The sequence below is a fragment of the Pseudomonas sp. MF08875 genome (assembly GCF_059862525.1).
The window spans coordinates 1-13839 of the sequence record NZ_JCBCUW010000010.1; the positions used below are offsets into that span (position 1 = coordinate 1).

The 13839-nt window shown below is 59.6% G+C and carries 13 protein-coding genes; 6 read left to right on the forward strand and 7 right to left on the reverse strand.

Going from position 1 to position 13839, the window contains the following annotated elements:
• From AC19YT_RS07750 to AC19YT_RS07765, 4 genes are all read left to right on the forward strand, one after another.
• The coding region (locus tag AC19YT_RS07750) for a hypothetical protein (protein ID WP_500610044.1) at positions 1-782 on the forward strand (782 nt) is incomplete at its 5' end.
• Positions 779-1822, forward strand: a complete 1044-nt coding sequence (locus tag AC19YT_RS07755; protein ID WP_500610045.1) for a DUF6708 domain-containing protein — start codon at positions 779-781, stop codon at positions 1820-1822. The genes AC19YT_RS07750 and AC19YT_RS07755, both read left to right, overlap by 4 nt.
• Positions 1823-1988: 166 nt before the next feature.
• Positions 1989-2603 carry a hypothetical protein gene (locus AC19YT_RS07760; protein WP_500610046.1) on the forward strand — a complete coding sequence of 205 codons (615 nt, stop codon included), beginning with the start codon at positions 1989-1991 and terminating at the stop codon, positions 2601-2603.
• The gene (locus AC19YT_RS07765; protein WP_500610047.1) at positions 2600-3643 is read left to right on the forward strand and encodes a DUF6708 domain-containing protein; all 1044 of its coding nucleotides are present in this window, start codon (positions 2600-2602) and stop codon (positions 3641-3643) included. Before AC19YT_RS07760 ends, AC19YT_RS07765 begins: the two co-directional genes overlap by 4 nt.
• A gap of 206 nt (positions 3644-3849) precedes the next feature.
• Here the strand turns inward: AC19YT_RS07765 and AC19YT_RS07770 are convergent, their stop codons facing one another.
• The 5 genes from AC19YT_RS07770 to leuS form a co-directional block, all read right to left on the reverse strand.
• Entirely contained in the window at positions 3850-5172 is a 1323-nt protein-coding gene (locus AC19YT_RS07770; protein ID WP_095109603.1) for a lytic murein transglycosylase, read from the reverse strand.
• 61 nt (positions 5173-5233) lie between these two features.
• The gene (gene arfA, locus AC19YT_RS07775; protein WP_095109701.1) at positions 5234-5398 is read right to left on the reverse strand and encodes an alternative ribosome rescue factor ArfA; all 165 of its coding nucleotides are present in this window, start codon (positions 5396-5398) and stop codon (positions 5234-5236) included.
• A gap of 139 nt (positions 5399-5537) precedes the next feature.
• Positions 5538-6575, reverse strand: a complete 1038-nt coding sequence (holA, locus tag AC19YT_RS07780; protein WP_500610083.1) for a DNA polymerase III subunit delta — start codon at positions 6573-6575, stop codon at positions 5538-5540.
• Positions 6576-6614: 39 nt separating this feature from the next.
• Entirely contained in the window at positions 6615-7217 is a 603-nt protein-coding gene (locus AC19YT_RS07785; RefSeq protein WP_095109601.1) for an LPS-assembly lipoprotein LptE, read from the reverse strand.
• Positions 7218-7307: 90 nt separating this feature from the next.
• Positions 7308-9914 (reverse strand): leucine--tRNA ligase, encoded by a 2607-nt coding sequence (gene leuS / locus AC19YT_RS07790; protein WP_500610048.1) that lies wholly within the window; start codon positions 9912-9914, stop codon positions 7308-7310.
• 274 nt (positions 9915-10188) lie between these two features.
• Here leuS and AC19YT_RS07795 point away from each other — a divergent pair, with 274 nt between their 5' ends.
• Positions 10189-10515, forward strand: a complete 327-nt coding sequence (locus AC19YT_RS07795; protein WP_095109599.1) for a hypothetical protein — start codon at positions 10189-10191, stop codon at positions 10513-10515.
• Positions 10516-10643: 128 nt separating this feature from the next.
• Positions 10644-11405, forward strand: a complete 762-nt coding sequence (locus tag AC19YT_RS07800) for a YdcF family protein (RefSeq protein ID WP_095109598.1) — start codon at positions 10644-10646, stop codon at positions 11403-11405.
• Positions 11406-11467: 62 nt separating this feature from the next.
• On the opposite strand, the gene lnt is transcribed toward AC19YT_RS07800, so the two are convergent.
• Both lnt and AC19YT_RS07810 read right to left on the reverse strand, forming a co-directional pair.
• Entirely contained in the window at positions 11468-12991 is a 1524-nt protein-coding gene (gene lnt, locus AC19YT_RS07805; RefSeq protein ID WP_095109597.1) for an apolipoprotein N-acyltransferase, read from the reverse strand.
• Between the two features lie 8 nt (positions 12992-12999).
• Positions 13000-13839: a CorC family transporter gene (locus tag AC19YT_RS07810; RefSeq protein WP_095109596.1), complete on the reverse strand. Its 840-nt coding sequence runs from the start codon at positions 13837-13839 to the stop codon at positions 13000-13002.

A 13839-nucleotide genomic window follows, 5' to 3' on the forward strand; every position in this document is an offset into this window, starting at 1 on the left:
ACCTGATGTACGACGCCGACGTGGGCAAAACCTTAAGCCTCGACCACCGCGGCAAAATCAAGGAAGGCAGCACGGTATTACTGACCCAAGACCAACTAAGGAAGGTCATCACCGACCGTCATTTGACTTTGCCAAGATTGGCGAACATGGAGGTGGGAGTCAGCGTCGTGGGCGGAATATTGGATGGATGGAACGGCTACATGGCGATGGAGTTGATGGAGAAAGAGGGCGTGACGGTTAAATCGGGCATCAACTTGACGGCGGCGGCCTTTAGTTTGACGGGGGCCGGGGTGGATATGGCGGACCGGGTGTTGAAGCGGTATCCGGAGGTGGGGAGCCGGTTGGCTAGGCCGTTGGGGGAAACACTTAACAAGTGGTTAATTCGCGTGGGCGGGTTGAGGGGGATTGCGAAGGGGTTGAGTGTGATTGGAGGTCTGCTCACGGCTGTGGTGGATGGGATAAGTGCTAAAGAAGCGCTGGATAAAAACGACTACCCGATTTTTATATTGCGTGCAACTACCGCTAGTTTAGGAGTGGCGGCTACAGCTGCATTGGCAATTACGACTATGACGGCCGGTGTAGGTATTGCCCTCTTTCTGACTATTGCAGCGCTGTCATTGCTGGGGGAATGGATTATCAATCTACTGCGTGAAAACAAAATAGAGCAGTGGTTAGATAAAACGCCATTTGGCAATAACGAATCTTCTCCCTTTGCATCTTGGGTTGAGCAAGATACCGCATGGAATGAACTGCTGGGGCTGAACGCGGGAGGTGCCCTGTGAGTAAAGATACGCGAGCATACGATGGTTGGTTGACCCGTTATAAAATCAATAGACCACTGAGTAAGAGTGAGCTTGAAGGCAGGCTTGATGTAAGAATGCCAATCCATCTACCGCCAATGGATAGCGGGCTGATTAAAATTAACAGTGTGTTTGTTGAATGTATTGAGCGCTGGTTTTTTCAGCGCGGATGGGGCGCGATGTGGGGACTAACTATAGGAGGTGTAGGCTTAAGCTTCACGCTGGTGTTTGGGTTGGACATATATAAGCCGTCACTCAATGGGGCTGTTTCATTTGAGCGAATTCTTGCGGGATGGTATGCAACCGTTATGTTTTTTTTGGCTACGGCTGTAGCATATGTACTCTTGGTGGCAAAAGACTTTTTCTGTTATACCCATTACCCCATTCGCTTCAACCGAATAAATCGCAAGGTCTACCTCTTTCGACACAATAAAAAGAACGGTGTCATGACCCTGGATTGGGATAAGGTCCATTGGTGTGTCGGTCGCGGTCGTGATGTGGGGCATTATATTTATGAGCTGCGCGGTCATGTGCTGGATGACGACGGTATCGTGCGTTACACCTTCGCCGTCGGCCAGTACCGTGAAACTCATGCGGAGATCTTAGAGCACTGGGAAGCGCTTCGCTTATATATGGAGGAGTCGCCGGCGGCCTTGCCTTATCCACCTTTGAGGCTATCACTTTCGACACGCCCAACTTTTAAAAATTGTATGTTAATCATGATGGGTTCGCTGGGCGCAAATCAGTCAGCAGCGGTTTTTATACTCAGCGTGTTGTGGGGTTTTTTCCGTTGGCTTGCATTAAACACCTGCCGCGAACCCCGCTGGCCGATTGAAGTTGAAGCCGAGTGCCAAATTCAGACCAATGACCCCTACCAACAAATAGAGCCTCTGACTGTAGGCGAGTACCCCGATTTCGATGAAGAGGATAAGCGTCAACAAGACGAATATGTAGCATTCGCCAGAGCTGCTGCCGCTGCCTATGAAGAAGCCCACTCAAAATCAAAAGCCCCTGAAGTCTGAATGACTCCCCTAACCCAATCCTAGAGTTCTCGACCTCGGCGTCCAACGAGCAAAAATTAAAGATGGAAGCACGGTATTACTTACTCAAGACCAACCAAGGAAGGTCATCACCGACCGTCATTTGACCTTGCCAAGATTGGCGAACATGGAGGTGGGAGTCAGCGTCGTGGGCGAAATATTGGATGGATGGAACGGCTACATGGCGATGGAGTTGATGGAGAAAGAGGGCGTGACGGTTAAATCGGGCGTCAACTTGGCGGCGGCGGCCTTTAGTTTGACGGGGGCCGGGGTGGATATGGCGGACCGGGTGTTGAAGCGGTATCCGGAGGTGGGGAGTCGGTTGGCTAGGCCGTTTGGATCGACGGTGGAGAAAACAGTTAGGTCTTGGGGTGGGCTGGGTGGTATTGCGAAAGGGCTGAGTGTGGTTGGAGGTATTCTCAAGGCGTTTGTTGATTTTATAAGTGCATGGGAGGCATCGAATAAAGGGGACTACCCAGTTGCCTTTTTACGGCTTGCTGTCGGAAGTTTAGGGCTGGCCACCACAGTTGCTTTGGTAGTTACAACTATGACTGCTGGCGTGGGTATTATCCTCTTCTTGACTATTGCTGCACTATCATTGTTGGGGGAGTGGATTATCGATCTGCTGCGCGAAAACAAAATAGAACAATGGTTGGATAAAACACCGTTTGGCAACAACAAATCTACTCCCTTTGTATCTTGGGCTGAACAAGATAATGCGTGGAATGAACTGCTGGGTCTTAACGTGGGAGGTGCCCAGTGAGTAAAGATACACGAGTGTTTGAAGGATGGTTAACGCGCTACAAAATAAATAGGCCGCTGAGTGAGCCTGAGCTTGAAGGCAGGCTTGATGTAAGAATGCCAATCCATCTACCGCCAATGGATAGCGGATTGATTAAAATTAACAGTGTGTTTGTTGAATGTATTGAACGCTGGTTTTTTCAGCGCGGATGGGGTGCTATGTGGGGGGCGCCTCTAATTATTATGTGCGTATGCTTTGCGCTTGTATTTGGGACTATCATATATAACCCGCCGCCTGGCATAGCGGTTGATTTTGCGCGAATTATGTTTGGATGGTTCGCGACGATAGTGCTCTCTTTGTTTGTGATTGCAATCTATGTGATTCTTCTGGGGAAGGACTTTTTCTGTTATACCCATTACCCTATTCGCTTCAACCGAGTAAATCGCAAGGTCTACCTCTTTCGTCACAATAAAAAGAACGGTGTCATGACCCTGGATTGGGATAAGGTCCATTGGTGTGTCGGGCGGGGTCGTGATGTGGGGAATTATATTTATGAGCTGCGCGGTCATGTGCTGGATGACGACGGCATCGTGCGTTATACCTTCGCCGTCGGCCAGTACCGTGAAAGTCATGTGGAAATTTTGCAGCACTGGGAAGCGCTTCGCTTATATATGGAGGAGTCGCCGGCGGCCTTGCCTTATCCACCTTTGAGGCTATCACTTTCGACACGGCCAACTTTTAAAAATTGTATGTTAATCATGATGGGTTCGCTGGGCGCAAATCAGTCAGCAGCAGTTTTTATACTCAGCGTGTTGTGGGGTTTTTTCCGTTGGCTTGCATTAAACACCTGCCGCGAACCCCGCTGGCCGATTGAAGTTGAAGCCGAGTGCCAAATTCAGACCAATGACCCCTACCAACAAATAGAGCCTCTGACTGTAGGCGAGTACCCCGATTTCGATGAAGAGGATAAGCGTCAACAAGACGAATATGTAGCATTCGCCAGAACTGCTGCCGCTGCCTATGAAGAAGCCCACTCAAAATCAAGAGCCCCCGAAGCCTGACGCGGCCTCGAAAGCGAATTCAGTATGGCTACACTGGGTTTCCTCGAACGTGCATGACTTGGCAAGTAGAGTTGAGCTGCTGACGGGAAGCGTGTGTTTATCCCCGGGCCATCAGGTTTACATCCCTGAAATATCCGATCAGAAATAAAAATGCCAGTCAGCTTAACTGACCGGCATTAGCTCAGGTGGCACTCCTGTTTTTTGCCTCAGCGATTACGCAAACCCTGCAGTAATTTCTGCGTCGGGTAGCCGTCCGCCGGCCAGCCGAACGACTGTTGAGCTGCGCGGATCGCCTTGCGTGTATTGGCGCCGATGATCCCGTCAGCGGTACCCGCGTCGTAGTGCTGGGCGCTGAGCAGGGTTTGCAGCTCGATGCGCTCGGAGCGGCTCAGGGGCAGGTCATCCTTGGGCCACTCACCATTGATCGTCCCACCACCGCCAAACCGCTCGGATAACAGCCCCACCGCCAATGCATAGGACGAGGAGTTGTTGTACTTGAGGATGGCGCGGAAGTTATCGAGGATCAGGAACGCCGGGCCGCGATAGCCGGCCGGCAGTAGCAGGGCGGCCGACAACTGCTCGGCCCCGGCAGGCACGCTGGCGCCATTGGGCAGGCTCACGCCCAGTTGCCGCCATTCCGCGACGGTCTTGCGGATTGCGCCATCGGCCAGCACGTAGTCGAAGCCATTGGCCAGTTGCACCTCAAAGCCCCAGGGCTGGCCTTTTTGCCAGCCGGAGCTTTGCAGGTAGTGGGCGGTGGACGCCAAAGCGTCGGTGGGGCTGCCCCAGATATCGCGGCGCCCGTCACCGTCAAAATCCACGGCGTGGGTGTTGTAGGTGGTGGGGATGAACTGGGTCTGGCCCATGGCGCCGGCCCAGGAACCGAGCATTTTTTCCGGCTCGATATCGCCCTGTTGAAGGATTTGCAGGGCAGCGATCAATTGCGCGTGAGCGAAGGCCGGGCGGCGGCCTTCGTAGGCCAGGGTCGCCAGGGAGCGGATCACTGATTGGCTGCCCTGGAAGCTGCCGAAGTTGCTTTCCATACCCCACACCGAAACCAGTGCCTGGCGATCCACGCCGTAACGCTGTTCGATGCTTTGCAGGATCGGCCCGTATTGCTCCAGCAGCAACTGACCCTTGCGCACGCGCACGGGGGAGAGCGCGCCGTTGAGGTATTCCCACACCGGGCGCGAGAACTCAGGCTGGCTGCGGTCGGCGCGGATAACGCTCATGTCGGGGGTTACGTTGGCGAAGGCGCGGTCGAACAGTTCGGCGCGGATGCCGGCGGCCAGGGCGTCCTTGCGGAAGGCTTCCTGCCACTGGGCGAAGGTCTGGGTCGGCTGGATATCGAGGTTTTCGCCGCTCGGCATCACCGGCGGAATGACGGCGGGCGCGGGCACGGCGGGAATGCTTTGCAGCGGTTGCGCGTCGGCGGCGGTCGGTTTTTCCGCACAGGCAACTAACAGAATGAGGCTGGAGGCAGCGATCAATTGGCGCAGGTGCCAACGACGGGAAATACAGAGGGGCATGCACAGGTCCAGAGAATACGAATCAGGTGCCGACCTTAACATGTTGAACGGGTGCTTGCCTTTAAGCGGCCAGAAAGTAAGAAGCCTCCCAGCTATTAGACTGGAAGGCTTCGCGGCGGTAGCTGCCTTTGCCCTTGGCCGGTTGTTCCTGACGGCTGCGGAACAGTGGCTGGGCGACGATGGATTTGGCTTTATTGGGCCGATGCCGTGAAGGCTTTTTGCTCATGATGGCTTCTCGCAGGTAGGTGGATGCAGCGCTGCGAATCATCGGCCCAAGTGGGGCAAGTGTCCAGCCCTGGTGATGGGCGGCGGCCTTAGGCACAACCCCTGTCAGAGTGCGCTCCCACAGAGAATTGCAGTAAGGCTTACTCCGCCGGCAAGGCCAGCCGTTGCCCGGCCATCAACAGTGACAGGCGGCTCAGGCTCATCCACGGCGAGCCGCTGGCCTGGCCCTTGATTTGCGCGTCAATGCGCTGGGCGTCCTGCAGCAGTTGCGCCCAGCGTTGCGCGCTGTGGCGTTGCAGGGCTTTGCTCATCAGCGGTTTACGCTTGTCCCAGATCGGCGGGCGGGCCTGGCTGAAGGCTTTGTCCAGCGGCGTGCCCTGGCTGTATTGCAGCGCCAGGTTAGCCAGCACCCGCAGTTCCCGGGCCAGGGCCCAGAGAATCACCGGCGGCTCTACGCCCTCGCCGCGCAGGCCTTCGAGCATGCGCAGGGCGTGGGCGGCTTCGCCGTTGAGAATGGCGTCCACCAGGCCAAAGACATCGAAGCGCGCACTGTCGGCCACGGCGGCCTGCACCGTTTCCAGGGTGATCTGCCCACTTTCGGCCATCAATTTGAGTTTTTCGATTTCCTGGGCGGCGGCCAAGAGGTTGCCTTCGACCCGGGCGGCGATCAGTTCCACCGCATCCTGGCTGGCGCTAAGCCCGGCCTGGGACAGGCGCTGGCGAATCCATTGCGGCAACTGGTTGGCGTCCACCGGCCAGATCTGCACAAACTGGGTGTGGGCGCCTTCGATCAGGGCCTTGCCCCACTTGGTCTTCTGCGCACTGCCATCGAGTTTTGGCAGGCTTATCAGCAGCAGGGTGTCTTCGGCCGGGCGGGCGCAGTATTCGATGAAGGCGGCGGCGCCTTTGTCCCCAGGCTTGCCCGAGGGCAAACGCAGTTCCAACACGCGTTTTTGCGCGAACAGCGACATGCTGGCGCCGGCCTGTAGCAGCGTGCCCCAGTCGAAACTGGCATCGGCGCTGAACACCTGGCGTTCATCGAAACCCTGCTGGCGGGCCGTGGCGCGGATGGCGTCGGCGGCTTCCTGGCACAACAGCGGGTCGTCGCCGCTGATGATATAGACGGGCGCGAGGGCGCCTTGCAGGTGCTTGGCGAGTTGGGCGGGGGCGAGTTTCATCGGCGAGGGCAAGCGGGGCACCGAGGCGCCCCGCAAGACTTATTGGTTCAGTTGCAGCGGCGACTGGCGCGGCGTTTCGGCTTCAGCCTTTTGCGCGGCTTCCAGTGCATCGGCTTCGGCCTTGGCGCGGGCCGTGGCGGTTTGCTGCAATTGGTCCAGTTGCGCCGGGCTCAACTGTTGCAGGCGCAGCACCATGCGCTGGACGAGGTCGCGGCGCATTTCCTTGCGGGTCTGGTCGGCTTCCTGGTCGGAACCCACCAGGTTGTTGCCGTCGTGCAGGAATACTTGCTGCACTTGCAGCTTGTCGCTGAGCAGCGACAGATTGCCCTGGCCGAGGATTTCGTAGTTGAGCACAGTCGTCAGCTCGTATTCACCCGAGCGGCCGGCACCGGCGTAGCTGAGGGTGCGCTGGGATTCCTGCTCGTTGGCCAGCACCAGTTTGTACGGCGCGCCGGCAAAGACCTTGACGCCGCTGCTTTGCAGAACCTGGCGCAATTGCACCACGGTGTCGCCATAGGCGTTGCGGGCCGTGACGTCCAGTTCCTTGATGGCCAGTTCGCTGGTGCCGGTGCCGCGCAACTGGAACCCGCAGGCGCTTAGCAACACGGCCAGGCCTATAACCAGCAAATTGCGTTTAATCATCTTGATGCTCCCCTTGAAACCAGGTGGGCCGCCGTGCGGCCCGTAAGGTTCTGTGCGGTGCCGGGCGTGTTGCCCGGCACCTGATCCAATTTAGCTAGCGACGATGTTGACCAGTTTGCCGGGCACGACGATCACTTTGCGGATCGTCAGGCCTTCGGTGAAGCGCAGCACGTTCTCGTTGGCACGGGCGGCGGCTTCCACTTCTTCGCGGCTGGCGCTGGCGGGCATGTCGATCTGGCCGCGCAGCTTGCCGTTGACCTGAATCACCAGTTGCAGCGTGTCCTGTACCAGGGCGCTGTCATCGGCCACCGGCCATGTGGCGTCGATTACTGCGCCGCTGTGGCCCAACTGGTTCCACAGTTCATGGCTGATGTGCGGGGTAATAGGCGCCAGCAGCAGGGTGACCGTTTCCAGGCCTTCCTGTACCAGCGCGCGGTCTTGTGCGGTGGTTTGCGGTGCTTTTTCCAGCACGTTCATCAGCGTCATCACCTGGGCGATAGCGGTGTTGAACTTGTGGTGCTGGCCCACGTCCTGGCTGGCTTGCTTGATGGCCAGGTGGGTGCTGCGGCGGATGGCTTTTTGCTCGTCGCTCAGGCTGGCCACGTCCAGTTTGCCGGGCAAGCCCTGGCTGATATGGGCGTGGGCCAGGCGCCAGACGCGCTTGAGGAAGCGGTGCGAGCCTTCGACGCCTGAGTCGGACCATTCGGCGCTCATGTCGGGCGGCGAGGCGAACATCATGAACAGGCGGCAGGTATCGGCCCCGAACTGGTCGATCATCGACTGTGGATCGACGCCGTTGTTCTTGGACTTGGCCATCTTCTCGGTGCCGCCGATTTCCACCGGCAGGCCATCGGCGATCAGCTTGGCGCTGATGACCTTGGCCTTACTGTCGCGCTCAAGCTCGACGTCTGCCGGGTTGAACCAGGTGTAGCTGCCGTTGGCCTCGCGGCGATAGTAGGTCTCGGCGACCACCATGCCCTGGGTCAGCAGGTTCTTGAACGGTTCGTTGGAACTGACCAGGCCTTCGTCGCGCATCAGTTTGTGGAAGAAGCGCGCGTAGAGCAGGTGCAGGATCGCGTGTTCGATGCCGCCGATGTACTGATCCACCGGCAACCAATGGTCGGCCGCGGATTTTTCCACCAGGCCGCCCTCGTAGTGAGGCGAGGCATAGCGGGCGTAGTACCACGAGGACTCGACGAAGGTGTCCATGGTGTCGGTTTCACGCTTGGCCGGCGCGCCGCATTTGGGGCAGGCGCACTCGTAGAACTCGGGCATGCGTGCCAGGGGCGAACCGGCGCCGTCGGGTACGACGTCTTCGGGCAGGACGACGGGCAGTTGGTCTTGCGGTACGGGCACGTCACCGCAGCTATCGCAGTGGATGATCGGGATCGGGCAGCCCCAGTAGCGCTGGCGGCTGATGCCCCAGTCGCGCAGGCGGAACTGAGTGCGCGAGGCGCCGAGGTTTTTCTTGATGAGCGCCACTTCGATGGCGTCGAAGGCGCCGGGGAAGTCCAAGCCATCGAATTCGCCGGAGTTAATCAGCGTGCCGTGTTCGCCGTAGGCGTCCTGCCACTGCGCCGGGCTCTCGTCGCCGGCGCTGGTGCGCACCACGGGCTTGATTGGCAAGGCGTATTTGGTGGCGAACTCGAAATCCCGCTCGTCATGGGCCGGCACAGCCATCACCGCGCCATCGCCGTAGTGCATCAGCACATAGTTGGCGACCCACACCGGCAGTTTTTCGCCGGTCAGTGGGTGTTCGACGAACAGGGCGGTGGGCAGGCCTTTCTTTTCCTGGGTGGCGACGTCGGCTTCGGCGACGCTGCCGCCTTTGCATTCGGCGATGAAGGCTTGCAGCTCAGGGTTGTTCTGCGCGGCGAGGGTGGCCAGCGGGTGCTCGGCGGCCACGGCGACGTAGGTCGCGCCCATCAAGGTGTCCGGACGGGTAGTGAAGACTTTCAGTACGCCCGCTTCGCCGATGGAGTCGACGTGGTAGGGGAACTGCACTTCCATGCCACGGGATTTGCCGATCCAGTTGCGTTGCATGGTCTTGACCTGTTCGGGCCAGCCCGGCAAGTCGTCGAGGCTCTCCAGCAGTTCATCCGCATAGGCGGTGATCTTGAAGTAGTACATCGGGATTTCGCGCTTTTCGATCAGTGCGCCGGAACGCCAGCCGCGGCCGTCGATCACCTGCTCGTTGGCCAGCACGGTCTGGTCGATCGGGTCCCAGTTCACGGTGCCGTTCTTGCGGTAGATCACACCCTTTTCGAACAGGCGAGTGAACAGCCATTGTTCCCAGCGGTAGTAATCAGGCTTGCAGGTGGTCACTTCGCGCGACCAATCCACCGCCAGGCCCAGGCTGCGCAGCTGGGATTTCATGTAGGCGATGTTTTCGTAGGTCCACTTGGCGGGCGCTACGTTGTTTTTCATCGCGGCGTTTTCCGCCGGCATGCCGAAGGCGTCCCAACCCATGGGTTGCAGGACGTTCTTGCCTTGCATGCGCTGGTAGCGGGAGATCACGTCGCCGATGGTGTAGTTACGCACATGCCCCATGTGTAGCTTGCCGCTGGGGTAAGGGAACATCGATAGGCAGTAGTAAGTCTCCTTGCCTGGCTGTTCACTGACCTCGAAGGACTTCTGTTCGTCCCAGAAGGATTGGGCGGCGTTTTCTATTTCACGGGGCTGATAGTGTTCGTGCATGGCTACTTTTGAACTGAATAGGGGTGGCCTAATCCTCTTCAATGCGACGCTGGGCGCAAATGCCGCCAGATTGTGGCGTTTTCGGTGCCCAGGCGAGCTGGAAGTGGAATTACAGGAAGCGCCGTAGCATACATGACCGTACTCCGCCGAGGGAAACCCTGATTGCACCCCGCGCGGCCCGGCGGGCCGTTGGTCGCGGGGACCGGCCCGTTTGCCGCGCGGGACTACGCTTCTAACTGGGGAGTGAGTCATATCCTTCTAGTGAGGTGAACGGATGGTTGAGTCGCAGCGAAAAGTCATTAAACCGGAGTTCTATGAGCGGCTGATTGACCGTTTGGGTCTGGCCCTGGATGCGGCAAAGACGGCGGGCCGGTTACGCGACGAGCGTCCCGCCGAATTGGAACTGCGTGGTTTGAGCGCTGCCGAGTTCGAGTTGATTCAGGCTTATCTGGACCGCAGCGGGCAGGAGGCGCCGCAGGGTGCGGGCAACAATCAGGTTACACCGCCACAGGCGCCGCATTCGGCCAAGATCATCTGGTTGAGAGACAAGGCGCCTAATAGCGGGGGCGCGGTAAAGGTCCGGTCCCTGCAATTCAAGTAAGTGTACGCAGCCCGCAAGGGCACTGGCATGACGTCACCGCCAAGGGCCTTTCCATAGAACGGCCGATATCCTCTGTTGTTGCTTTGCTTCAACCCCCTTAGGCTTCGGGCATTTTTTGGAGATGCCCGATGCCTTTTCGTTATTTCGTCAAACAGTTGCTGTTACCTCCCGGCATTCTTTTGTTGTTGCTGGCGCTGGCCTGGTGGTTGCGCCGCAGCCGCCCGCGCTTGGCGGGCCTGTGTTTTGCGCTGGGGCTTGGTGGTTTCGGGCTAATGAGCCTGCCGGTGGTGGTGGAGTGGAGCGCCCGCGCCCTGGAAACCGAGCCTGCGCTGGAGCGCAGCGAGTGGGCGACCCTGGCCGAGCGTGCCGATGCGATTGTGGTGTTGGGTTCAGGCCGGGAGCGCGGCGACCCGGCCTGGGGCGCGGACCAGCCCACCGGGGTGGGCCTGGAGCGTGAGCGGTACGCGGCGCGCCTGGCCAAGGCCTCGGGGTTGCCGGTCCTGACCAGTGGCGGCCTGCACTATGGCACGCCGCCCACTGAGGCGGCGTTGATGGCCGATTCCCTGCGCGATGACTTTGGCGTGGCGGTGCGCTGGCAGGAAGGGCGTAGCCGCACGACCTGGGAAAACGCCCAGTTCAGCGCCCAGGTATTGCTGCCCGAGGGCGTCACGCGGGTGGTGGTCGTGACCCAGGCCTGGCACATGCAGCGCAGCGTGTGGAGTTTCGAGCGCGCGGGGTTTGGCGTAGTACCGGCGCCGGTGGGGTTTCTCGGAGTGGACAACGCGCGGCCGCTGGGCGGTTGGATGCCGGAGTTCAAGTCGATCTGGCAGTCCGGGCAGTTGCTCAATGAGGCGGCGGGGCTGGTGGGTTATCGCCTGTTCTATCGTTAGGCCGCGTAGAGGCCTAGCTTGCCAGCGATGGCGCCATCAGGCGCGCGATCGCTGGCAAGGGGTCAAACGGTCTTGGCCATCCGGCTGGCCAGCAGCGCCCAGCCAAACAGCAGCAGGCACGCAATAATCAGCGGCCACGAGCGCCATTGCAGGTACGGCGTGAGGTTGTGCATCGGCACCACTTCGCCATACAGAATGCCGCGCTCGAATTGCGGGATCTGCGCGGTGATCTTGCCAAACGGGTCGATCAGGCCGGTCACGCCGTTGTTGGTGGCGCGGATCATCCAACGTCCCGCTTCCAGGGCGCGCATCTGCGCCATCTGCAAGTGCTGCAAGGGCCCGATGGAGGTGCCGAACCAGGTGTCGTTGCTGATGGTCAGCAGCAGGTCGCTGCGGGCCGAAAGGCCGGCGGCGAATTCCGGGTAGACCACTTCGTAGCAGATGAACGGCGCAATTTGATAGCCCTTGGCCTGCAACATTGACTGGTCGGCCGGGCCACGGGCGAAGTCGGACATTGGCAGGTCGAAGAAGGCGATCAGCCCGCGCAGCAGGTCTTGCAGCGGCACGTACTCGCCGAAAGGCACCAGTTTTTGCTTCAGATACGTGCCGTCGCCCTGGCCAACCACGGTGATACCGTTGAAGTAGCGTTTTTCATGGCGTACTTGCTGGCGGATCGGCACCCCGGTAATCAGCGCCGAGTTACGGTCGGCGGCGAAGGTGCCGAGCATGCTCAGGAAACCTTCGGCCGACTCCTTGAGCACCGGTATCGCGGTTTCCGGCCAGATCAGCAGGTCAACGCGTTTGGTGCTGAAGCTCATGTCTCGGTACAGCGCCAGTTGCGCGTTCAACTGCGCTGGGTCCCACTTCATGCTTTGTTCGATGTTGCCTTGGATCGCCGCCACGCTCAGCGGCTCGCCCGAAGGGCTGGTCCAGGCATGGCCCTTGAGCGCGATCCCGATCACCCAGGGCGCGGCCAACAGCAGCAGGCCGGCGGCGATGAAACCCGGGCGCCGGCCTTTTATCAGGCGCGGCAGGTTGTACAGCAGCGCGGCGGTCAGGGCCAGGCTGAAGGAAATCAACCAGATCCCCCCCAGCGGCGCGAGCCCGGCCAGCGGCGCATCGAGTTGGCTGTAGCCCGAATAGAGCCACGGGAAACCGGTCAGGAACCAGCCGCGAAAGGCTTCCTGGGCCACCCACAACGCGGCGAAGGCCAGGGCGTCGGCCAGCGGCGCTTCGTTGCGGCGCAACCAGCGTGCCCAGAGCCACGCGGGTAGGGCGAAGAACCAGGCAATCGCCGCAGTGAAGGCCAGCATCAGCAACCCGGCCAGCAGTACCGAAGCGCCACCGAAGTGGTGGATGCTGTAGTAGATCCAACTGGTGCCCGCGCCGAACAGGCCGAAACCGAAGCACCAGCCACGGCCCAAGGCCTGGCGCGGGTTCAGATGGCGCAGGCCAGCGTAGAAGAACCCGGCCGCCAGCAGTGCCAGCGGCCAGATATCGAAGGGAGCCAATGCCAGGGTGGTGAGTGCGCCGGCCGCCACGGCCAGCAGGTTACCGGGCCAGCCGGGGCGGGTCAGACGGCGCATATCAATCCTTAGCGAGCAATGGGAGTGAGGCGGATCAAGTGAATCCGGCGGCTGTCGGCATTGAGGATGCGGAAGCGGTAGGCGCCGATTTCGGTGATTTCATTGCGTTTTGGCAGGTGGCCGAAAGCGCTCATCACCAGGCCGCCGACGGTGTCGAACTCGTCGTCGGAGAACTCGCTGTCGAAAAACTCGTTGAAGTTCTCGATCGGCGTCAGGGCCTTTATCAGGAAATCGCCGCTGGGCAGCGGTTTGATATAGCTGTCTTCCTCGACGTCGTGCTCGTCTTCGATGTCGCCGACGATCTGTTCCAGCACGTCTTCGATGGTCACCAGGCCTGCCACGCCGCCGTATTCGTCGATGACGATGGCCATGTGGTTATGGTTGGCGCGGAACTCGCGCAGCAGCACATTCAGGCGCTTGGACTCGGGGACGAAGGTCGCCGGGCGCAGCAGGTCCTTGACGTTGCAGCTGTCGCCGTTCTCCTTGAGGATCAGCGGCAGCAGGTCTTTGGCCAGCAACACGCCCATGACGTCGTCGTGGCTTTCGCCGATGACCGGGTAGCGCGAATGCGCCGAGTCGATGACTGCCGGGAGGAACTCGCGGGGTGTCTGGGTCGCCTTGATGCTGACCATTTGCGAGCGCGGCACCATGATGTCGCGCACTTGCAGATCGGCTACCTGGATGGCGCCTTCGACGATGGCCAGCGCTTCGCTGTCCAACAGTTTGTTTTGGTGCGCTTCGCGCAGCAGCTCCAGCAGCTCCTGGCGGTTTTTCGGCTCATGGGCAAAAGCCTGGGTCAGTTTCCCCAGCCATGACTTTTGCCCGTTGCTCGATCGGTCTTCGCTCAT